The sequence below is a fragment of the Halomonas salipaludis genome (assembly GCF_002286975.1).
GTDB lineage: Bacteria > Pseudomonadota > Gammaproteobacteria > Pseudomonadales > Halomonadaceae > Franzmannia > Franzmannia salipaludis.
The window spans coordinates 279,689-299,790 of sequence record NZ_NSKB01000002.1 but is presented as its reverse complement, the minus strand read 5'-3'; the positions used below and the strand labels follow the sequence as shown (position 1 = coordinate 299,790).

Here is a 20,102-nt window from a genome sequence, read left to right as displayed (position 1 = left end):
GTGGATAGTCTCGCCACGGGCCGGCCTGTTGTCATGGGTGTGGCTCAGAGGGCGAACCAGGCGGCCTGATAGGGCGGCAGGCTCAGGGTCTCGCCGTCGAGTTCATGGGTAAAGCCGTGGCCCTGCAGCGCGCTGTCGACCGCCAGCGGCAGTTGCACGTCACGGGCCTGGCCGGTGAGGTTGAAGACACACAGGATACGTTCGTTGCCCTTTTCGCGGATGAAGCCGAGCAGCGCTTGCCCCACATCGACCAGTACCAGATCGCCGTCGAACAGCGCCGCATGGGCGGCGCGCAGGGCGAGCAGGCGGCGGGTGGCGCTGAGCACCGAGTCCGGGTCGTCCTGCTGCTCGGCGACGGCCAGCGGCAGCTGGCGGGCTTCCACCGGCAGCCAGGGCGTCACGCCTGCGGTGCTGAAGCCGCCGCTTGCGCTGTTCTCCCAGGGCATCGGCGTACGGCAGCCGTCGCGGCCCTTGAATTCCGGCCACAGCACCTTGCCGTAGGGGTCCTGGATACGCTCGAAGGGCACCTCGGCCTCGGGCAGGCCCAGCTCCTCGCCCTGGTAGAGGCAGACGCTGCCGCGCAGCGAGAAGAGCACGGCTAGGGCCACCTTGGGGTAGGCGATGGAGTCCTCGCCGTCGCCCCAGCGGGTCGCGCTCCTCACCACGTCGTGGTTGGAGAGCGCCCAGCAGGGCCAGGCGTCACCGGCCAGGCGCTGGAAGCGCTCGATCACCTGGCGGATATAGGCTGCCGAGTGGGGGGCATTGAGCAGGTCGAAGGTGTAAGCCATATGCAGCTTGTCGCCGCCCGCGGTGTATTCGGCCATGCGCTCGAGCGGGTGGTCGTCGCCAATCTCGCCCACCGTGGTGGTGCCGGGGAACTCGTCCATCAGGGTGCGCAGCTCGCGCAGGAAGTCGAGGTTCTCCGGGCGACTCAGGTCATAGACATGGCGCTGCCAGGTGTAGGGGTTGGCGTCCGGGGCGCCCAGGGTCTTGGCCTCGCCGGCCGGCACCGGCGGGTTGTCGCGCAGTTCGGCGTCGTGGAAATAGAAGTTGACGGTGTCCAGGCGGAAGCCGTCGACCCCGAGTTCCAGCCAGAAGCGCATATTGTCGAGGTTGGCCTGGCGCACTTGCGGGTGATGGAAATTGAGGTCCGGCTGGCTGCTCAGGAAGTTGTGCAAGTAGTACTGGCGGCGGCGCGGGTCGAAGGTCCATGCCGAGCCGCCGAAGATCGACAGCCAGTTGTTGGGCGGGGTGCCGTCCGGTTTGGGGTCGGCCCAGATGTACCAGTCGGCCTTGGGGTTGGTACGATCCTGCCGACTCTCCTGAAACCAGGGGTGCTGGTCCGAGGAGTGACTGATCACCTGGTCGATCATCACCTTGAGACCGAGAGCATGCGCCTTGGCGAGCAGCGTCTTGAAGTCGTCCAGGCTACCGAACATCGGGTCGACGTCGCGGTAGTCGCTGATGTCGTAGCCGAAGTCGAGCATTGGCGAGGTAAAGAAGGGCGACAGCCAGATGCCGTCGACGCCGAGGCTCGCCACGTAGTCGAGCTTGTCGCTGATGCCCTTGAGGTCGCCGATACCGTCGCCGTTGGCGTCCATGAAGCTGCGCGGGTAGATCTGGTAGATGACGCCACCGCGCCACCAGAGGGTGTTGTCCTGCATCTTGAATCCTTGGGTCATGGGAAGCGTTTGGTATTCATTGAGGTCGCTATCAGTTTCCCGACACCGGGACTGATCCGACGGCAGGCCTGCGCGAAGGCGCTGTAAACCCTTCCCTGGGCGCTACTTTTGCCCTGCTGCGCTCTTGCATCCTGCTTCGCTTGCAGGACCGGGGCTGGCCATCCATGGCTAGCCCGTTCGGAGCAGTGCTCCTCACCCATGGCAAAAGACCTTCGCTTCGACCTGCCCTCGGCGTCCCTCAGAGGCTCGGGCCCGATGGTGATGATGGAGTTAGCCCTTGACGGCGCCGGCGGTGAGGCCGGAGACGATGCGCCGCTGGAAGATGATCACCAGGATCACCAGCGGCACGGTGACCACCACCGAGGCAGCCATGATCGGGCCCCAGGGCAGCTCGTAGGCGCTGCCGCCGGAGAGCAGGGCGATGGCCACCGGCACCGTGCGCTGGCTGTCGGTGAGGGTGAAGGTCAGCGCGAACAGGAACTCGTTCCAGGCGGCAATGAACGCCAGCAGCCCGGTGGTGGCCATGGCCGGCCACATCAGCGGCAGGAACACCTTGGTGATGGTGACCCAGGGCGTGGCGCCGTCCATGATCGCCGCCTCCTCGAGCTCCATGGGCAGTTGACGCATGAAGGTGGTCAGTACCCAGACGGTGAAGGGTAGGGTGAAGATGGTGTAGCTGAGTATCAGCCCGGCCGGATTGTTGTAGAGGTTGAGGGCGCGGATCACCTCGAATAGGCCGGAGAGCACCGCCACCTGCGGAAACATCGATACGCCGAGAATTACCAGCAGCACCGTGGAGCGGCCGCGGAAGCGCACCCGGCCCAGGGCGTAGGAGGCGGTGATGCCGAGCAGCAGGGCGATACCGACCACGCTCACGGCAACGATGATCGAGTTGACGATGGCCTGCAGGAAGCTGCGCTGGCTGAAGATCTGCGCATAGTTGGAGAGGTCGAAGCGGCTCGGCCAGAGCTCGACCCGGAACAGCTCGCTGGAGGGTTTGAAGGAGGTGATCACCGCGTAGTAGAAGGGGAACACCGCGTAGAACACCACCAGCGCGACCAGCAGCCAGAAGCCGATGCGCTTGGCGAATTTGGATAGCTGGCGCGAGGTCATGCGTCACCTCCCAGTTGCAGTTGCTTGCGGCCCAGGTAGAGGTAGGCAACGGTGGCCAGGGCGATGATCAGGAACAGCAGCGTCGAGGCGGCGCTGCCGTAGCCGACGTCCTGGAACTCGACCAGCTGCTGGCGGGCGTAGATCGACATCGACATGGTGCTGGTGGAGTTGGAGGTCAGCACATAGATGACGTCGAACACGCGCAGGGCATCGAGCAGGCGGAAGATCACCGCTACCATCAGCGCCGGGGTGATCAGCGGCAGGGTGACCTTGAAGAACACCCTGAGCGGGTGGATGCCGTCGACCTCGGCAGCCTCATAGCAGTCCTTGGGCAGCATCTGCAGCGCGGCAAGCACCAGCAGGGCGACGAACGGCGTGGTCTTCCACACATCGACCATGATCACCGCCCACATCGAGTAGCGCGCCTCTGCGGTCCAGGCGATGGGGGCGTCGATGATGCCGACCATCATCAGCAGGTGGTTGATGATCCCGAACTGGTCGTTGAGCATCCACGCCCACATCTGCGCCGAGACGATGGTGGGGATGGCCCAGGGAATCAGCACCGCGGCACGCACTAGGGTGCGGCCCTTGAACTCGGCGTTGAGGATCAGTGCCACGATTACCCCGAACACCACCTCGAGCGATACCGAGACCACCGCGAAGTAGGCGGTATTCCACACCGAGCGCCACCAGATGGGGTCGGCGAGCACGCCGTACCACCGGCCGTCCTCGTAGATCAGGTAGTTCTCGATGCCGATGAAGCTCGCTCGTCCCAGGTCGGACAGCGAGGCATCGGTGAAGCTGAAGTAGAAGGTGCGGATCAGCGGCCAGCCGGCCACCAGTGCCAGTGCAACCAGCATCGGCGCGAGGAAGGTCCAGGCCGCGCGCACGCGCTGGCGGCGAACCTTGGTGCTGCGGTAGCGACCCGCCGGCGGGCGCGCCGCGGCGGGCGCGCTGTGGTTGAGTGTCGTGCTCATTAGGGGCTCCAGGGCTTACCAGTTGCGCCGCTTGAGGCGCGACAGCTCACGCTCGAGGTCGGCGACTGCGGTGGCACCATCGCGGTTGCCGGAGAGCACGTCGTGGGTGGCGCTGAAGAAGGCGTTGCTGACCCGACCGTAGGCGTCGCCGGTGGGCGCCGAGGGGCGCGCCACGGCGTTGACGAAGGTGTCGTAGAGCTCACCGAAGAAGGGCACCGCCGCGAGCACCTCGTCGTCCTGGTAGAGGGCGTCGAGGGTGGGGTTGTAGGAGGCCTCGATGGCGCGACGCTTCTGCTCCTCCTCGCCGGTGAGGAAGGCGACCAGCTCGGCGGCGAGTTCGGGGTTGTCGCTGTAGCGGGACACCGCCAGGTTCCAGCCGCCCAGGCCGCCGGCGCTGTGTCCTTGGTCGCCGTGGGGGAGCTGGGTCACCCCGACCTTGCCGCGCACGTCGCTGTCGTCGCTCTGTGCCAATGCCCAGGCGTAGGGCCAGTTGCGCATGAACACCGCATTGCCGCCCTGGAAGACCCCGCGGGCCTCCTCTTCGGTGTAGTTGAGCACGCCGTTGGGAGCGATGTCGCCGATCCAGCTGGCCGCCAGGTCGAGGGCCTCGGCGGCCTGTGGATTATTGATGCTGATCTCGCCGTCGCTCTCCACCAGGCTGCCGCCGCCGTGGCTGGCGACCCACTCCAGGGCGTTGACGGTCAGCCCCTCGTAGGCGCGGCCCTGGAAGACGAAGCCGCGCATACGCTCGTTGCCTGCGGCGTGCTCGGCCTGCTGGATCTCGCGGGCGATCTCGGTGAGCTGCTGCCAGGTCTCGGGCACGTCGAAGCCGTGCTCCTCGAGCAGGTCGGCACGGTAGTAGAGCACCCCGGCATCGGTGAACCAGGGCATGGCGACCAGCCGCTCGTCGATGGTGTTGTTGGTGACGATGGCCTCGAAGTGGCCGTCGGCGGCGTTGTCGCCGAGTACCTCGCGCAGGTCAAGCAGGTGGTTGGCAAGCAGCCCCGGCCACACCACGTCGATCTGCATCACGTCGATGTCGCTGGAGTTGGCCGAGAGAATCTGCTGGTAGAGCGACAGCCGCTCGGTGGAGGAGTTGGGGGTCGAGACCACGTCGACGCTGTGGCCGGTGGCTTCCTCCCAGGCGCGAACGCCTTCCTGGCACAGCGTCAGTTCGGCACCCACGGCGCCGCAGGAGATGGTCAGGTCGGCGGCCTGGGCGTGGCTGGTGGTGGCCATGGCGGCGCTTGCCAGGGCAATCGCCGGGATCAGTCTGTTGAGCATGGGGTGGCTTCCTCGTCGGCTTGTTGTTGTGTGTAGTGGATACATATTGCGATCGTCTTAAACGATTAAGATCGTTGGCACACAGTTAGCCGTCTGTGCGCTGGGACTTCAACCTAGACTTTGGGCTAACGTGCTACGTGCTACGTGCTACGTGCTACGTGCTACGTGCTACGTGCTACGCGCTACGCGCTACGCGCTACGAGCGGTCATGGGCGGTAGCGCCATCACAGCGACAGCAAGAACAGGATCAGCGGCGGCGAGAGTAGCGACAGGATGAATCCGCTGACCACGGCGATGGGCACGCAGGCCACGCCGCCATGCTGCTGGATCACCGGCAGGGTGAAGTCCATCGAGGTGGCGCCGCCGTAGCCGATGGCCAGCGGTGTGGCGCGATGGATCAGCAGCGGGATCAGCACGAAGGCCAGCAGCTCGCGGGCTAGGTCGTTGAAGAACGCCACGCCGCCGAGCAGCGGCCCGAGCTGGTCGCCGATCAAGATCGCCGACAGCGAGTACCAGCCGAACCCCGAGGCCATCGCCAGCCCCTGGTTCCAGCTCAGCCCCAGCAGCGGTGCGGCGAGCAGCCCGGCGAGCAGCGAGCAGACGGCGACGGTGGCGGCGATCGCCAGGCCGAAGCGATTGAGCAGGATCTGCTTGAGCGACATGCCGGAGTTGCGCAGCTGGCAGCCGATCAGCGCCAGCAGTGCATACAGCGCCCATTCGGCGAGCCGCTCGGCCCAGGCGTAGGCCGGTTCGCCGACCAGCCAGCCGAGCAGTAGCCCGATCAGTACCCCGGCCATGACCACCCCGACCAGCGCCAGCGAGCCGAGCATCGCGGTGAGCTTGCTGGTCGGCGCATTGGCCACCACCGGCGAGTCGCCGACGCTGAGCCGCAGCCGCCGCGACAGCCACAGCAGCCCGAGCAGGTTGGTGGCGGCGGTGATGCTGAACAGCAGGCCGGCCTGAACGCCCATTTGCGACAGCTGCCCGGCGAGGTTGTCGAGTCCAGCCAGGCTTATGCCCATCAGCAGAAGGATCAGATAGACCGAGGCGTTGACACTGCGGTTGATCAGCGCCATGGCGCCGGCATGGCGCACCGGCACCAGGTAGCCCAGTAGCAGCGGGAGGAGAACGATCAGCAGGCCGGTGAACATGGCGTTCCTTATGCAGTGACGGGCGGGCAACAAAAAGGCAGCCAGTGCGGCTGCCGGGGGGCTACTTTACGGATTGCGGCGTGATTTGTGCAGTCCTTTTGTAGACATCCTCTTAGCGATGGGGCGTTTCCAGGGCACTCAGCGTCAACCGACTGCGACGCTCGCCGTCGCGGTGGTAGTCGACGCCGAGCAGCAGGCCGGGGAGCTCGGGATGGAAGTCGAACACCAACTGGCGTTCGGGAGTCTCCGGGTCCCAGGTCTCGACGCTGACGGCATCGAAGGTGCCGGCGGGGCTCTCCACCTTGTCGCGGGCCACCACCCGGTAGTGCAGCGTCTCCTCCTCGCCCTTGTGGTCGACGAAGTGCAGTTCGCAGGGTGTCGCCTCCTGACCTTCACAGCCGCCTGGCGCCGCGCTGCGCCGCGACAGGTCGAACAGCGCCGCCTGGCGGTCGGGCAGCACGCTAAGCTCTTGGCTGCCGAGCTGGTAGTCGCCGCCGATGCCGAGTAGCGAGTAGCCGCTGGAGTAGGCGCTGGGCCGCACGCCATCGGCGTCGACGCGAAAACGGCTACGCTCGTTGCCGCGGGCCACGGCGATGGCGGCGCGCATGTCACTCTGCCACTGCTCGCCGTGCTGGCTGAGGCGGTGCTCGACGCGGGCGTTGGGCCAGCCGCTGATCTGCAGCTGGTAGTGGGCGGTGAACGGCGTGGGCTCGGCCATGCCCTGTGCCACGGCGCCGGTGCTGGCGCTGGCCAGTAGCGCGGCGATCAGCAGTGTACGGATGCTCGACACCTGGGACTCCCTGGGCCAATGAACGACAGGCCTGAGAGCCCCGGCCCGGCGTGAGGTTCCCGCTGCCGGGCGAGTTGCGCAATCTTTGCGCGATGCGCGCCTTAGGCGTTGTACGAAAAGTCGGCGAGCGCAGGCAGTTTTCGTCACAGCCTAGCGCTGGCGTTCGGCCAGCCTGGCAAGCTCGGGGGCGAGCGACAGTGGATAGCCGGACTCGCCGCTCTCCAGCGTGCGCAGTGACGCCGGCAGGCGCTGCAGGGTCTCGGCGACCCGCTGTGGTGCCTGCTCGGCCAGAGCCATCTGCTCGGTATCGAGGCGCCCGCCCTTGACCAGCGCCACCAGCAGCGGGGTGCCGGACGGCGCTGCTTCGTCGCGCAGCGCCAGGGTGTCGCCGGCCAGCGCTCCGCGTTCGTCGAGGCGGCGATAGACCTGCTTGCGGCCGGGCAGGTTGAGCTTGCCCGGCGAGCGTTTCGAGCGGGGCGTACCGGCGTATTCGACCAGCTTGTAGGAGAGATCGATCACCGGCGCATCGGCGGATGCCCCGAGCTGGGTGCCGACGCCGAACACGTCGATGGGCACTCCCTGGGCCACCAGCGCGGCGATCTTGTGCTCGTCGAGGCCGCTGCTGGCGACGATCTTGACCTGGGTGTGACCGGCGTCGTCGAGCAGGCGACGCGACGCCTTGGCCAGCGCGCCAAGGTCGCCGGAGTCGAGACGGATGGCGCCCAGGCGCAGCTCGGGTTCGGCATCCAGCAGCGCGATCAGGTCGCGCACGCCGTCCAGGGTGTCGTAGGTATCCACCAGCAGGGTGGTACCGGGATAGTGGCGCAGGAAGGCGCGGAACGCCTCGCGCTCGCTGTCGTGGGCGAGGATATAGCTGTGCGCCATGGTGCCGCGTAGCGGCAGGTCGTGGCGCAGCCCGCCGAGCACGTTACTGGTACCGGCCAGGCCGGCGCTGCGGTAGGCGCGCACGCCGCGCACGGCGGCATCGACGCCGTGCATGCGGCGCATGCCGAAGTCGACCAGCGGCCGGCCGCCGGCGGCCAATACCAGACGCACCGCCTTCGACGCCAGCAGGGTCTCGAGCTGCACCAGGTTCATGATCAGGCTCTCGAGCAGCTGGGCCTCGGCGATCGGCGCCTCGACCTCGAGCAGCGGCTGATTGGGGAACACCGGGGTGCCCTCGGGCAGCGTCCAGATATCGCCGCTGAAGCGCCACTCGCCGAGCCAAGCGAGGAACTCCGCCTCGAACTGGCCAGTCGCGGCCAGGTGCTCGAGGTGGTGTGGCTGGAAGCGCAGCCGGCTGGCCACGGCGGCGGCATGCTGCTGGCCGCAGGCGAGCATGAAGCGGCGCGTGTCGGGCAGTTTGCGGAAGTAGAGACTGAAGGTGGCGCGCTCGCGCAGGCCCTCCTTCCAGTAGGCCTGGAGCATGGTCAGCTGGTAGAGGTCAGTGAGCAGCGCCAGGTCGTCGTCGGCGACCTGCAAGGGTGGGGCCGCTCTCATTGGCGTACCTCGACCCCGGCGCGCTCGAGCTCGGCCAAGCAGTCGTCGGCCGAGTCGGGATCCACCGCGGCGCTAAGCGGCGCCAGCAGCAGGGTGGCGAAGCCGGCATGGCGTGCGTCGAGGGCCGTGGCGCGGACGCAGACGTCCAGCGCCAGGCCGCATATCACCACCCGAGTGATATTGCGTTCGTGCAGGTAGCCGGCCAGGCCGGTGGCGTCGAAGGCCGAGTAGGCGTCGGCATCGAAGGCGGTGGCCTTGCTGACCCGCAGGGCCTCGTCAGGCAGCGCCAGGTCGGGGTGGAAGGCCGCGCCACGGGTGTCCTGAATGCAGTGCGGCGGCCAGCTTCCGCCGCGATGGGTGAAGCTGGCGTGGTCGACCGGGTGCCAGTCGCGGGAGGCGATCACCAGTGCGCCCGCCGCGCTGGCGGCGGCGATTTCGGCATTGATGCCGGGAATCAGGCCGCGGCCGCCGGCCACGGCCAGGGCGCCGCCCTCGCAGAAGTCGTTCTGCATGTCGACCACCAGCAGGGCGTCGCCGGGGCCGTAATCGATGTGCATGGTCATCGCTTGCCTCTCCCTATCGGGCCTGATTGCTTACAGCCTAGCGCTCCCCGACGCCGCGGTGAAACCTGGTGCCGCTCAGTAGCCAGCGCTGCGGTCGATGGTCGGCACCTCGCGACCGGCATGCCACGCTTCGAGCGTTTCCACTACCTGGTCGAGAGCCGCACCGAGCGGCGTGGGGCCGGCCATGTGCGGGGTGATCAGCAGCCGCGGGTGCTGCCACAGCGGGCTGTCGCCGGGCAGCGGCTCCTCGGGGAAGGCGTCGAGCAGGGCGCTGCGCAGGCGGCCCTCGTGCTCGGCGTCACCCAGTGCCTCGAGCAGCGCGCGCTCGTCGATCAGGGTGCCGCGGCCGGGGTTGATCAGGCTGGCGCCGTGGGGCAGGGCGGCGAGGGTCTCGGCATTGATCAGATGATGGGTCTCGGGGGTATTGGGCAGCAGGGTGATCAGCGTGCGCACCTGGCCCAGCAGGTCATAGAGGCCCTCCTCGCCGTGGTGGCAGTGGATGCCATCCAGGGTCTTGGGTGAGCGGCTCCAGCCGTGGACCGCAAAGCCCACCGCCGCGATGCGCTCGGCGACATGGCGGCCGATGGCGCCAAGGCCCAGCACACCCACCGGCCAGTCGCCCTTGTCGATCACCTGGTGCTCGCGCCACTCGGCGCGCTGCTGCTGGTCGCGATAGCGGTCGAAGTCGCGCTGTACATGGAGCAGGCCATAGAGGCAGTAGTCGGCGATCAGCTCGCCCATGCCGGCGTCGCGCAGCTTGACGATGGGGATGTCGTCCGCTAGCCCGGGATTGCTCAGCAGGGCATCGACGCCGGCGCCCAGGTTGATGATGCCGCGGGCCTCGGCGTGGCGCTCGAGCAGCTCGGCAGAGGGCTTCCAGACCGCCAGGTAGTCGATGTCGTCGACCGCTTGGTCGCTGGTGAAAACCTCGGCGTCGGGGAGTCGCTGCTGCAGGGCCGCCTGCCAGTCGGCGGCATCGTCGATATGCACCAGAATGCGCATGATGTCTCCTGTCTCGGGGGATCTGACAGCCATCATCGGCCGCTGCGATGCATCGAGTAAAGTCGTTGCGCCATATCGCTCGCCGTGGCGGTGGCGAAAAGGCCAATAAAGCCTTTGACGGCGGGCTTGGCGATGGTGCTAGTATCGTCGCCAGGATGTTGATGGGGCATAACCCCTCCATTATCGTGCCCGCTGGCAGGAAGCCCTCGCCGCGGCCAACGAGTGTCGTGCCGGCCGTAAGCGTTCAGCGGGTTCCGACGCAGGTAGTGCAGCAGGTCAACGCGCAGGCTCGGCCTTCTCCTCAGGAGGAGTGCCGGTTTTGGTGATTTTCGGTAATGGCGAGTGGCCACATGAATCAGGTAACCCTGCCTTTCACTCGTGAAGAGTATGCCAGCCGCGTATGGAAGGTGCGTGCGGAGATGGCCAATCGCGGCATCGACGTGCTGATCATCAGCGACCCCTCCAACATGGCCTGGCTCACCGGCTACGACGGCTGGTCGTTCTATGTCCACCAGTGCGTACTGCTGGGGCTGGAGGGTGAGCCGGTCTGGTACGGCCGGCGCATGGACGCCAATGGCGCGCTGCGCACCTGCTGGATCGACCCGGCCAACATCACCTACTACCCGGATTACTACGTGCAGAATCCGGACATGCACCCCATGGACTACCTGGCTCAGTCGATCATGCCCGACCGCGGCTGGCACCAGGGCGTGGTGGGCATGGAGATGGACAACTACTACTTCTCGGCCAAGGCGTACCAGTGCCTGCTGCGCGAGCTGCCCCATGCGCGCTTCATGGACGCCAACTCGCTGGTCAACTGGTGCCGCGCCATAAAGTCGCCCCAGGAGGTCGCCTACATGCGCGTCGCCGGCAAGATCGTCGAGGGCATGCATACGCGGATACTCGAGGTGATCGAGCCGGGCTTGCCCAAGAGCAAGCTGGTCTCGGAGATCTACCGGGTGGGTATCGAGGGCTGGGTCGACGAGCACGGCAAGGTCTACGGCGGCGACTATCCGGCCATCGTGCCGATGCTGCCCACCGGCAAGGACGCCGCCGCACCGCACCTGACCTGGGACGATACGCCGTTTCGCGAGGGCGAGGGCACCTTCTTCGAGATTGCCGGGGTATTCAAGCGCTACCATGCGCCGCTGTCGCGTACCGTGTTCCTCGGCAAGCCGCCGCGGGATTTCATCCGCGCCGAGTCGGCGCTGCTGGAGGGCATCGACAACGGCCTGGCGGTGGCCAAGCCCGGCAACCGCACCGCGGATATCGCCATGGCGCTGGGCGCGGCCATGGACAAGTACGGCTTCGACCGCGGCGGTGCCCGCTGCGGCTACCCGATCGGCATCTCCTACCCGCCGGACTGGGGTGAGCGGACCATGAGCCTGCGCCCCTCGGACGAGACCATCCTGCAGCCGGGCATGACGTTTCACTTCATGCCTGGCCTGTGGGAGGACGAGTGGGGCCTGGAGATCACCGAGAGTATCCTGATCACCGAGACCGGTTGCGAGACCCTGGCGAATTTCCCGCGTCAGCTATTTGTCCGCTGATGCTGAGATGAAGCAACAACCCATAGCGAGGAGCGCCGGCGATAGGTCGTAGAGGGGGTTCTACGCCATGGATGGCGTAGGTAGCGCCCAGGGAAGGGTTTACAGCGCCCCCTCGTAGGCCTGTCGCCGGATCAGCTCCGAGCGCTGGGGGTTGCCGCAGGAGCAGCCTCGAGAATTGCACCGCGGCAATCCGTACAAGCACAAGGAGAGTACTCTATGGCCAAGCGCCCTAGCCCGATCAGCGCCACCGTCGACTTCGACGCCGACGGCATTCAGCACGGTTTCCTCAAGCTGCCGATCTCGGTGGACGAGTCGGCCTGGGGCGCGGTGATGATCCCGCTCACCGTGGTCAAGAACGGCGACGGCCCCACCGCACTGCTCACCGGCGGCAACCACGGCGACGAGTACGAAGGCATCACCTCGCTGCTCAAGCTGTCGAGCAGCCTGCGTGCCGAGGACGTCACTGGCCGGGTAATCATCGTGCCGTGCATGAACACCCCGGCGGTGATGGCCGGCAAGCGCACCTCGGGGCTCGATGGCGGCAACCTCAACCGCAGCTTCCCCGGCGACCCCGACGGCAGCGTTACCGAGAAAATCGCCGACTACTTCACCCGGGTGATGACACCGATGTGTGATGTGGTGCTCGACCTGCACTCCGGCGGGCGCACCCTGGATATCATCCCCTTCGGCGCCTCCCACGTGCTCGACGACCCCGAGCAGCAGCGCCGTGCCCTGGAAGGCGCCAAGGCCTTCGGCGCGCCCTACGCGATGATAATGTTCGAACTCGATGCCGCGGCACTCTTCGACACCGCGGTGGAGAGCCAGGGCAAGATCTTCGTCGCCACCGAGCTCGGCGGCGGCGGGACCTCGACCCCCGAGAGCATGGCCATCACCGAGCGCGGCGTGCGCAACTTCCTGATCCACTACGGCCTGCTGGCGGGCGAGGTGGAGATGCCCGCCGAGCCGCAGGTCTACCTCGATATGCCCGACGCCAGCTGCTACGTGCAGAGCGAGCACTCCGGCGTGCTGGAACTCTGTTTTGCACTGGGGGAGCGGCTCGAGAAGGGCGACGTGGTGGCCCGGGTCTATGATATGACGCGCAGCGGAAGCGCCCCGGTGGAGTACCGTGCCAGCCGCAGCGGGGTGCTGGCGGCGCGGCGTCATCCGTCGCTGGTCAACATGGGTGATACCATTGCGGTTATAGCCGATATCGTCGACTCCCTCGACTAGGAAAGCACTGCCCAAATGTCTACACGAGCGAATCACTGCGTTGCGCGGTGCGCGGAATCCTCACCTATACCCCATAGGCTCCGGTTCCTGTGCTCCGTGCGCCTTGCGCTTCATCTCGCTCGACAATTTGTTCAGCGTTTCCCGAAGGCCCCCACTTCAACCTGGAAGGCGCATGAAGCTCGATCGCTACGATCTTAAGATCCTCGAGATCCTGGCCCAGAATGGGCGCATCACCAAGTCGAAGCTGGCCGAGGCTATCAACCTCTCGGTCAGCCCCTGCTGGGAGCGGGTACGGCGCCTCGAGAAGGCCGGCATCATCGAGGGCTATTCGGCGCGCATCAACGCCAACGCGCTGGTCAAGCGCACGCCGGTGTGGGTGCAGGTCGAGCTCAAGGCCCACAATGCCGAGAGTTTCCAGCGCTTCGAGGCGCTGGTCCATGCCACGCCCGAGGCCACCGAGTGCGTGGCGGTGGGCGGCGGTGTCGACTACCTGCTCAAGATCGAGGCCGACTCCATCGATGCCTATCAACGCCTGATTGACGCCTGGCTGGTCTCTGACGTCGGCATCGAGCGCTACTTCACCTATATCGTCACCAAGACGGTCAAGCAACAAGCCCCACCGATTCAACTGGATAGCCGCTAAGCCGGCGGCAATGCCCGATGCTGCCCGGCAACAAAGCCCAGCCTTGCCCTCGCGTCAAGTCGTTAACGTTGGTTACACGTCCGCTGAATTTGGCATAAGCTGATTCAGGTACGCGGGTTGTGGCGATTCCGCCTAGCAGGGGCCAGGCCCCATCGATGTCATCCTTTACCAGGCGTTCGCCATTCGAGAGGAACTGCATGTCCTATTTCACGATTGCCGGGGTGCAGCTGCATGCCCTGCACCATGGAGACAACACCGATGCCATGCGGCATCGCATCAATCTGCTGATGGCAAGGTTCCCCAACGTGCAGATGGTGCTGTTCAGCGAGCTGGTGGCCAACGGTGCCGCCACTCACCACGCCGAGCCGATGCCCAGCAACATGGAGGCGATGTTCTGCCAGCTGGCCGAGCAGCACCGCATCTGGCTGATTCCCGGCTCGATGTTCGAGCGCGAGGGCGACAAGGTCTACAACACCCTCAGCGTGATCAATCCCCAGGGCCAGGTGGTGGCGCGCTATCGCAAGATGTTCCCGTTCCGGCCCTTCGAGGAGGGCGTCGAAGGCGGCAGCGAATTCGTGGTCTTCGATGTTCCCCATGTGGGACGCTTCGGGGTCTCGATCTGCTACGACATGTGGTTTCCCGAAACCACCCGCACCCTGGCGGCGATGGGCGCCGAGGTGATCCTGCACCCGACCATGACCGACACCATCGACCGCGATATCGAACTCTCCATCGCGCGCACCAATGCGGCGATCAACCAGTGCTACTTCTTCGACATCAACGGCGCCGGCGCCATGGGCAACGGCCGCTCGATCGTGGTCGGCCCGGCCGGTGACGTGATTCACCAGGCCGGCATCGGTGAGGAGATCATTCCGCTGGAGATCGACCTCAACCGGGTGCGCCGCGAGCGTGAGGTGGGCCTGCGCGGGCTAGGCCAGCCGCTCAAGAGCTTCCGCGACCGTAGCGTCGACTTCGGCGTCTATCGCACGGAGAACGCGCCGACACCGTTCCTCGACACGCTCGGGCCGCTGGTCAAGCCGCGTCGCCCCGATAACGGCCACCACGACATCTGATCGCGCCCTTGGCGCAGCAGCAGGGAGAGCCGCGCAATGTTGACCAGGATCATCCGCCAGCTGCGCCAATGGTTCATGCCGCCGTCCGCTCCCAGGGCCGGCGGCCAGGTCTCGCCGCCGGCCGCGGCGGGGCCATCATCGCCCACGCACAGGGGCCGTCCTCCCCAAGGAGCAAGAGAAATGAACAAGATCACAAGCATTTCTGATGTGCGCCGCCACTTTCATAACAACAAGACGCCGATCTACTTCATCTCGGCGACCAACTTCAATCTGCTGGGCATTGGCGATTGGGTGGGCAACTTTCGCCATATCAACTATATCGACTGTTTCGACGGGCGTCAGAAGAACGTCTTCGTGCCCAAGCAGAAGTTCCCCCGCGACTTCGAGAGCATCGAGGACATCAACAACTACCTGCTCGAGCACAAGGAGGTCATCGACTTCCTCAAGTCGCGCGGCGGTGAAGGCACCGCGACCTTCCTGATGTTCGACGAGCACACCGAGGAGGTGTGCCAGCAGCTCGGCCTCAAGGTGGCGTTTCCGCCGGCGGCGCTGCGCTCGCGCATGGACAACAAGATCGAGACCGTACGCATCGGCAACAAGGTCGGCGTGCCCAGCGTGCCCAACGTGCTGGCCAAGGTCGACAGCTATGCCCACCTGCAGGAGGTCAGCGCCGAACTGGGCACCCAGGACCTGGTGATCCAGTCCGCCTACGGCGACTCCGGGCACACCACCTTCTTCGTCTCCAACGAGGACGAGTACTACAAGTATGCCGAGGAGATCGAGGCCGAGCCCGAGGTCAAGATCATGAAGCGCATCAACTGCCGCGGCTCGGCCATCGAGGCCTGCACCACCCGCTGCGGCACCGTGGTCGGGCCGCTGATGACCGAGCTGGTGGGCTTCAAGACCCTGACCCCCTACAAGGGCGGCTGGTGCGGCAACGAGATGTTCGCCGGCGCCTTCAGCCAGGAGGTGCGCGACAAGGCCCGCGAATACACCTTCAAGTTCGGCGAGGCGCTGCGCGACGAGGGCTATCGCGGCTACTTCGAGCTCGACTTCCTGATCGACATGGACACCGAGGAGGTCTTCCTCGGCGAACTCAACCCGCGGGTCACCGGGGCCAGCTCGCTGACCAACGTGGCCGCCTTCGCCCACTCCGACGTGCCGCTATTCCTGTTCCATCTGCTGGAGTTCTCCGACGTCGACTTCGATATCGATATCGCCGAGATCAACGAGCGCTGGGCGCATCCCGACAGCATCGACAGTTGGAGCCAGTTGGTCATCAAGCACACCGACGAGAGCATCGACCTGCTGACCCAGGCGCCGCAGTCCGGGGTATGGAAGATGGCCGCCGACGGCAGCATCGACTACGACCACTACAGCTATCACCCCCACGCCGCGGAGAGCGAGCAGGAGGCCTTTTTCGTGCGCATCAGCGGCGTCGGCGATTTCCGCTACGAGGGTGCCGACCTGGGTATCCTGATTACCCGCGGCCGGCTGATGGACGACGATTTCCAACTCAATGCACGCGCCAAGGCCTGGATAGAGGGCATTCGTGGCCAGTTCGCCGGCCAGGCGCTGCAGGACCCGGTCGTCGAGGAAGTCGCGGTCAGTCACGCCATCGGCGGTGGCAATTTCAAGATCCTGTAGGTGCCATGAACAAGCAGCTCGAGTTTCGTAGTGTCGTGGAGGCGCAGCCTGGCGCCAAGTGGCAGGCGCTGTTCGAGCACCACTGGCCGGCCTATGAGCACTGGTACCTGTCGGAGACGGAGCGCGAGCGCCCCGGCTATCTGGCCTGCTACAACGCGCTCAGCCGGCATATGCCGGAACTGCTGCCGACCTACGAGCGGCTATGCGATCTCGCCGGCGGCGGCGACCTGGCCTCGCGTATGCTCAGCCTCTACCGGCCGCCGGCCTATATCACCGGCTGCTCTCAGGCAGTGCTGGCCAACGCTCATGCCAACCTGCTGGTGCGCAACTACGACTATCCACCGGAGCTGTGTGAGGGCACCATCCTCTCGACCTGTTGGAACGGCCGCCGGGTGATCGCCATGAGCGATTGCCTGTGGGGCGTGCTCGACGGCATCAACGAGCAGGGGCTGACGGTGTCGCTGGCCTTCGGTGGGCGCACCGTGGTCGGCGACGGCTTCGGCGCACCGATCATCCTGCGCTATATCCTCGAGTTCTGCGACACCACCCCCGAAGCGGTGGAGGTACTGGCCCGGGTGCCCACCCACATGGCCTACAACATTACTGTCAGCGATGCCCGCGGCCGCTACGTCACGGCGATGATCTCGCCAGACCGCCCGGCTTCGATCCGCCGTGTGGCGGTGGCCACCAACCACCAGAAGAAGATCGAGTGGTACGCCCACGCGCTGGCCTCGGAGACGCTGATTCGCGAGCGCCAGCTATCGATCCTGGTCGCCGACGAGGCCACTACCGAGCAGCGCCTGGTATCGGCGTTCTTCGCCCCACCGCTGTTTCGCCGCGACTATCGGCGCGGTCTGGGCACCATCTATACCGCGGTCTATCACCCGGCGGAGGGGCGGGCCAGCTTCTTCTGGCCCGGGGCGACACTCTCGATGTCGTTCGCCGACTCGCGGGAGCAGCAGCTGACGATCCACTACGGCAGTCGCGCGGCGAGCGCAGCCGAGGGCAACAGGACGGGGTACCATCATGAGTGAGATAATCGAATCGGATACGCCGTATACGGCGTTGGGCTTCTACCACAAGATCTCGCAGCTGCGCGCCGACACCTGGAATGCCCTCAAGCGCGACCTGGGCAAGCTGGTGCGTCTGCGCGACGAGGGCCAGGCACGCAACCTGATCAAGGCGATCGACGTCAAGCTGACCCGCCTGGAGATCATCGAGGACTACCACGCCTTTCCGTCCAAGGAGGATTTCCGTCACCTCTGGTCGCTGTTCGACCGCGAGGAGTACTCACTGCTCGAGAAGGTGGTCAAGCGCCTGGTGCGGGCGCTGATCAGCGAGTCCTATCGCCGCCGCCACGTCGACCTCAGCGAGTCCGACGCTGGTGCCGAGGATCTCGAGGCGCTGGATGCGCTGGCCCAGCTGCGCCGCGGCCATCCGGCCTCCAACAGCTCATCGCAGCCCTACTTCGAGCTGCTGATCGTCGACGCCATGTCGGTGCAGGAAGAGGAGGTGGTGCGCGAGGCATTCCACAACCTGCGCCGCCCCGAGGACCGCTTCGTCTACGATGTGGTTACGGTACGCAGCTTCGAGGATGCGCTGATCGCGATCCTGGTCAATCCCAATATCCAGGCTTGCCTGATCCGCTACGAGTTCCCCTACAAGTCGAAGTACAACCTCAGTGCACTGCGCAACTACCTGGAGGGGCTCTCGGAGAGCGAGTTGGAGAGCAAGTCCGAGGCCGAGCGCAGCATCCTGCTCAGCTCGATGATTCGCGAAATCCGCCCGGAGATCGACCAGTTCCTGGTCACCAGCGGCGACGTGGAGGCGACCGCCAGCCAGGATATTCGCCACTTCAATCGGATCTTCTACCGCGAGACCGACTACATCGAGCAGCACCACACCATTTTGCGTGCCATCGACGATCGCTACCGCACGCCGTTCTTCGATGCCCTGCGCGAATATAGCAAGAAGCCCACCGGGGTCTTCCACGCCATGCCCATCTCGCGCGGCAAGTCGGTGACTCGCTCGCACTGGGCGGGGCATATGATCGACTTCTATGGCATCAATATCTTCCTCGCCGAGACCTCGGCGACCTCCGGCGGGCTCGACTCGCTGCTGCAGCCCTACGGGCCGATCAAGAAGGCCCAGGAGTATGCCGCGCGTGCCTTCGGGGCGCGCCAGAGTTTCTTCGTCACCAACGGCACCTCCACCGCCAACAAGATCGTGGTCCAGGCGCTGGTCAAGCCCCGCGACATCGTGCTGATCGACCGCGACTGCCACAAGTCGCACCACTACGGCATGGTGCTGGCCGGCGCCCACGTCGCCTACCTCGACTCCTACCCGCTCAACGACTACTCGATGTACGGCGCGGTGCCGCTCAAGGAGATCAAGAAGACGCTGCTGGCGCTCAAGCGCTCGGGCCAGCTGCACAAGGTCAAGATGCTGCTGCTCACCAACTGCACCTTCGACGGGGTGGTCTACAACGTGCGGCGGGTGATGGAGGAGTGCCTGGCGATCAAGCCCGACCTGGTGTTTCTGTGGGACGAGGCGTGGTTCGCCTTTGCCACCTTTAACCCTACCTACCGGCCGCGCACCGCGATGCACGCTGCTCGCACCCTGCTCGACCGCTACCGCAGCGCCGCCTATCGCGAGGAGTACGCCGCCTGGAAGGCCGAATTCGATCAGTGCGACCCGGACGACGACGCCACCTGGCTCGAGCAGCGCCTGCTGCCCGATCCGGACCTGGTGCGGGTGCGCGCCTATGCCACCCACTCGACCCACAAGACCCTGACCTCGCTGCGCCAGGGCTCGATGATCCATGTTCATGACCAGGACTTCCGCCAAAAGGTCGAGGGGCCGTTTCACGAGGCCTATATGACCCATACCTCGACCTCGCCCAACTACCAGATCGTGGCCTCGCTGGACGTAGGGCGGATGCAGGCCGAGATGGAGGGCTTCGAGCTGGTGCATGCCCAGGTCGAGACGGCGCTGTCGCTGCGCGAGCAGCTGTATACCAACCCGCTGCTGCTGAAGTACTTCCAGGTGTTGAAGAACAGCGACATGATCCCGTTGGAGTATCGCCAATCCGGGGTCGACACCTTCTACGACCCCAGCACCGGCTGGAACAAGATGGAGGAGGCCTGGGCGCATGACGAGTTCGTCGTCGACCCCAGCCGCGTGACCATGGCGATCGGCCAGACCGGGATCGACGGCGATACCTTCAAGAATGAATACCTGATGAACAAGTACGGTATTCAGATCAACAAGACCTCGCGCAATACCGTGCTGTTCATGACCAATATCGGCACCACCCGCGGCTCCATCGCCTACCTGCTCGACGTGCTGATCAAGATGGCCAAGTCCTTCGACCGGCGCTGGGAGGATAGCAGCCGGCCCGAGCGCAAGATCATCGAGCACCAGATCAAGTCGCTGACCCAGGACCTGCCGCCGCTGCCCGACTTCAGCCGCTTCCATGATGCCTTCCGGCCCTTGGTCGACAGCCCTGAAGGGGATATCCGCCGCGCCTACTTCCTCAGCTACGACGAGGAGAACACCGAATATCTGCGCTTCGACAACGGCGCGCTGCAGGCCGAGATGCAGGCAGGGCGCGACCTGGTCTCGGCGAGCTTCGTGATTCCCTACCCCCCGGGCTTTCCGGTGCTGGTGCCGGGGCAGGTGATCAGCGCCGAGATCCTGCGCTTCCTGCAGGCCCTCGACGTCACCGAGATCCACGGCTATCGCCCCGAGCTCGGCCTGATCGTGTTCACCGAGGCGGCGCTGGCGGATACCGAGCAGGGCGGCGACTGACAGAAAGTTCTGCCTCTCCCGGCGCGGAGACAAAAAAAACCGCATCCCTCGCGGCGGCGAACGAAAAGTCTCGCCGCCGCCTGGGCG

Annotated in this window: 17 protein-coding genes; 7 read left to right on the top strand and 10 right to left on the bottom strand. The window is 65.7% G+C overall.

Features of this window, described 5'->3' with window-relative positions; all coding sequences use genetic code 11:
* Positions 1-44: 44 nt before the first annotated feature.
* The 10 genes from CK498_RS05335 to CK498_RS26120 all read right to left on the bottom strand — a co-directional run bounded on the left by CK498_RS05335 (position 45) and on the right by CK498_RS26120 (position 10,232).
* A complete protein-coding gene (locus CK498_RS05335) occupies positions 45-1,664 on the bottom strand; it encodes an alpha-glucosidase family protein (protein WP_095619826.1) in 1,620 nt (539 codons plus the stop codon).
* Positions 1,665-1,952: 288 nt separating this feature from the next.
* Positions 1,953-2,795, bottom strand: coding sequence for a carbohydrate ABC transporter permease (locus CK498_RS05330; protein ID WP_095619825.1), 843 nt, complete (start codon positions 2,793-2,795; stop codon positions 1,953-1,955).
* Positions 2,792-3,772, bottom strand: coding sequence for a carbohydrate ABC transporter permease (locus CK498_RS05325; protein WP_095619824.1), 981 nt, complete (start codon positions 3,770-3,772; stop codon positions 2,792-2,794). The genes CK498_RS05330 and CK498_RS05325 overlap by 4 nt, the downstream gene beginning before the upstream one ends.
* A gap of 15 nt (positions 3,773-3,787) precedes the next feature.
* The gene (locus CK498_RS05320) at positions 3,788-5,056 is read right to left on the bottom strand and encodes an ABC transporter substrate-binding protein (protein ID WP_095619823.1); all 1,269 of its coding nucleotides are present in this window, start codon (positions 5,054-5,056) and stop codon (positions 3,788-3,790) included.
* Between the two features lie 224 nt (positions 5,057-5,280).
* Positions 5,281-6,207 carry a lysine exporter LysO family protein gene (locus CK498_RS05315; RefSeq protein WP_095619822.1) on the bottom strand — a complete coding sequence of 309 codons (927 nt, stop codon included), beginning with the start codon at positions 6,205-6,207 and terminating at the stop codon, positions 5,281-5,283.
* 112 nt (positions 6,208-6,319) lie between these two features.
* Positions 6,320-6,997, bottom strand: a complete 678-nt coding sequence (locus tag CK498_RS05310; RefSeq protein WP_095619821.1) for a hypothetical protein — start codon at positions 6,995-6,997, stop codon at positions 6,320-6,322.
* 150 nt (positions 6,998-7,147) lie between these two features.
* A complete protein-coding gene (locus CK498_RS05305) occupies positions 7,148-8,497 on the bottom strand; it encodes a nicotinate phosphoribosyltransferase (RefSeq protein WP_095619820.1) in 1,350 nt (449 codons plus the stop codon).
* Positions 8,494-9,060 (bottom strand): nicotinamidase, encoded by a 567-nt coding sequence (locus tag CK498_RS05300; protein WP_176475723.1) that lies wholly within the window; start codon positions 9,058-9,060, stop codon positions 8,494-8,496. Before CK498_RS05300 ends, CK498_RS05305 begins: the two co-directional genes overlap by 4 nt.
* Positions 9,061-9,135: 75 nt before the next feature.
* Positions 9,136-10,062, bottom strand: a complete 927-nt coding sequence (locus CK498_RS05295; RefSeq protein ID WP_095619819.1) for a 2-hydroxyacid dehydrogenase — start codon at positions 10,060-10,062, stop codon at positions 9,136-9,138.
* 32 nt (positions 10,063-10,094) lie between these two features.
* Positions 10,095-10,232: a hypothetical protein gene (locus CK498_RS26120; protein ID WP_176475722.1), complete on the bottom strand. Its 138-nt coding sequence runs from the start codon at positions 10,230-10,232 to the stop codon at positions 10,095-10,097.
* A gap of 180 nt (positions 10,233-10,412) precedes the next feature.
* Here CK498_RS26120 and doeA point away from each other — a divergent pair, with 180 nt between their 5' ends.
* The 7 genes from doeA (at position 10,413) to CK498_RS05260 (ending at position 20,015) form a co-directional block, all read left to right on the top strand.
* Positions 10,413-11,612 carry an ectoine hydrolase DoeA gene (gene doeA, locus CK498_RS05290; protein WP_095620234.1) on the top strand — a complete coding sequence of 400 codons (1,200 nt, stop codon included), beginning with the start codon at positions 10,413-10,415 and terminating at the stop codon, positions 11,610-11,612.
* A 216-nt stretch (positions 11,613-11,828) separates the two neighbouring features.
* Entirely contained in the window at positions 11,829-12,842 is a 1,014-nt protein-coding gene (gene doeB, locus CK498_RS05285) for a N(2)-acetyl-L-2,4-diaminobutanoate deacetylase DoeB (RefSeq protein ID WP_095619818.1), read from the top strand.
* Between the two features lie 172 nt (positions 12,843-13,014).
* Complete coding sequence (locus CK498_RS05280; RefSeq protein ID WP_095619817.1) at positions 13,015-13,485, top strand: Lrp/AsnC family transcriptional regulator; 471 nt, start codon at positions 13,015-13,017, stop codon at positions 13,483-13,485.
* A gap of 197 nt (positions 13,486-13,682) precedes the next feature.
* Complete coding sequence (locus CK498_RS05275) at positions 13,683-14,558, top strand: carbon-nitrogen hydrolase family protein (RefSeq protein WP_095619816.1); 876 nt, start codon at positions 13,683-13,685, stop codon at positions 14,556-14,558.
* A gap of 180 nt (positions 14,559-14,738) precedes the next feature.
* The gene (locus CK498_RS05270) at positions 14,739-16,205 is read left to right on the top strand and encodes a biotin carboxylase (RefSeq protein ID WP_095619815.1); all 1,467 of its coding nucleotides are present in this window, start codon (positions 14,739-14,741) and stop codon (positions 16,203-16,205) included.
* A 5-nt stretch (positions 16,206-16,210) separates the two neighbouring features.
* Positions 16,211-17,239 carry a C45 family autoproteolytic acyltransferase/hydolase gene (locus CK498_RS05265; protein ID WP_095619814.1) on the top strand — a complete coding sequence of 343 codons (1,029 nt, stop codon included), beginning with the start codon at positions 16,211-16,213 and terminating at the stop codon, positions 17,237-17,239.
* Positions 17,232-20,015, top strand: coding sequence for an aminotransferase class I/II-fold pyridoxal phosphate-dependent enzyme (locus CK498_RS05260; RefSeq protein ID WP_095619813.1), 2,784 nt, complete (start codon positions 17,232-17,234; stop codon positions 20,013-20,015). Before CK498_RS05265 ends, CK498_RS05260 begins: the two co-directional genes overlap by 8 nt.
* The last annotated feature ends 87 nt before the right edge of the window (positions 20,016-20,102 follow it).

What these genes read in the sequence shown, in the direction of transcription:
- doeA (WP_095620234.1), top strand. Translation starts at nt 10,413, where the DNA reads ATGAATCAGGTAACCCTGCCTTTCACTCGTGAAGAGTATGCCAGCCGC.
- CK498_RS05335 (WP_095619826.1), bottom strand. Translation starts at nt 1,664, where the DNA reads ATGCAGGACAACACCCTCTGGTGGCGCGGTGGCGTCATCTACCAGATC.
- CK498_RS05320 (WP_095619823.1), bottom strand. Translation starts at nt 5,056, where the DNA reads ATGCTCAACAGACTGATCCCGGCGATTGCCCTGGCAAGCGCCGCCATG.
- CK498_RS05325 (WP_095619824.1), bottom strand. Translation starts at nt 3,772, where the DNA reads ATGAGCACGACACTCAACCACAGCGCGCCCGCCGCGGCGCGCCCGCCG.
- CK498_RS05330 (WP_095619825.1), bottom strand. Translation starts at nt 2,795, where the DNA reads ATGACCTCGCGCCAGCTATCCAAATTCGCCAAGCGCATCGGCTTCTGG.
- CK498_RS05300 (WP_176475723.1), bottom strand. Translation starts at nt 9,060, where the DNA reads ATGACCATGCACATCGATTACGGCCCCGGCGACGCCCTGCTGGTGGTC.
- CK498_RS05295 (WP_095619819.1), bottom strand. Translation starts at nt 10,062, where the DNA reads ATGCGCATTCTGGTGCATATCGACGATGCCGCCGACTGGCAGGCGGCC.
- doeB (WP_095619818.1), top strand. Translation starts at nt 11,829, where the DNA reads ATGGCCAAGCGCCCTAGCCCGATCAGCGCCACCGTCGACTTCGACGCC.
- CK498_RS05265 (WP_095619814.1), top strand. Translation starts at nt 16,211, where the DNA reads ATGAACAAGCAGCTCGAGTTTCGTAGTGTCGTGGAGGCGCAGCCTGGC.
- CK498_RS05275 (WP_095619816.1), top strand. Translation starts at nt 13,683, where the DNA reads ATGTCCTATTTCACGATTGCCGGGGTGCAGCTGCATGCCCTGCACCAT.
- CK498_RS05280 (WP_095619817.1), top strand. Translation starts at nt 13,015, where the DNA reads ATGAAGCTCGATCGCTACGATCTTAAGATCCTCGAGATCCTGGCCCAG.
- CK498_RS05260 (WP_095619813.1), top strand. Translation starts at nt 17,232, where the DNA reads ATGAGTGAGATAATCGAATCGGATACGCCGTATACGGCGTTGGGCTTC.
- CK498_RS05315 (WP_095619822.1), bottom strand. Translation starts at nt 6,207, where the DNA reads ATGTTCACCGGCCTGCTGATCGTTCTCCTCCCGCTGCTACTGGGCTAC.
- CK498_RS05305 (WP_095619820.1), bottom strand. Translation starts at nt 8,497, where the DNA reads ATGAGAGCGGCCCCACCCTTGCAGGTCGCCGACGACGACCTGGCGCTG.
- CK498_RS05270 (WP_095619815.1), top strand. Translation starts at nt 14,739, where the DNA reads ATGAACAAGATCACAAGCATTTCTGATGTGCGCCGCCACTTTCATAAC.
- CK498_RS26120 (WP_176475722.1), bottom strand. Translation starts at nt 10,232, where the DNA reads ATGCCCCATCAACATCCTGGCGACGATACTAGCACCATCGCCAAGCCC.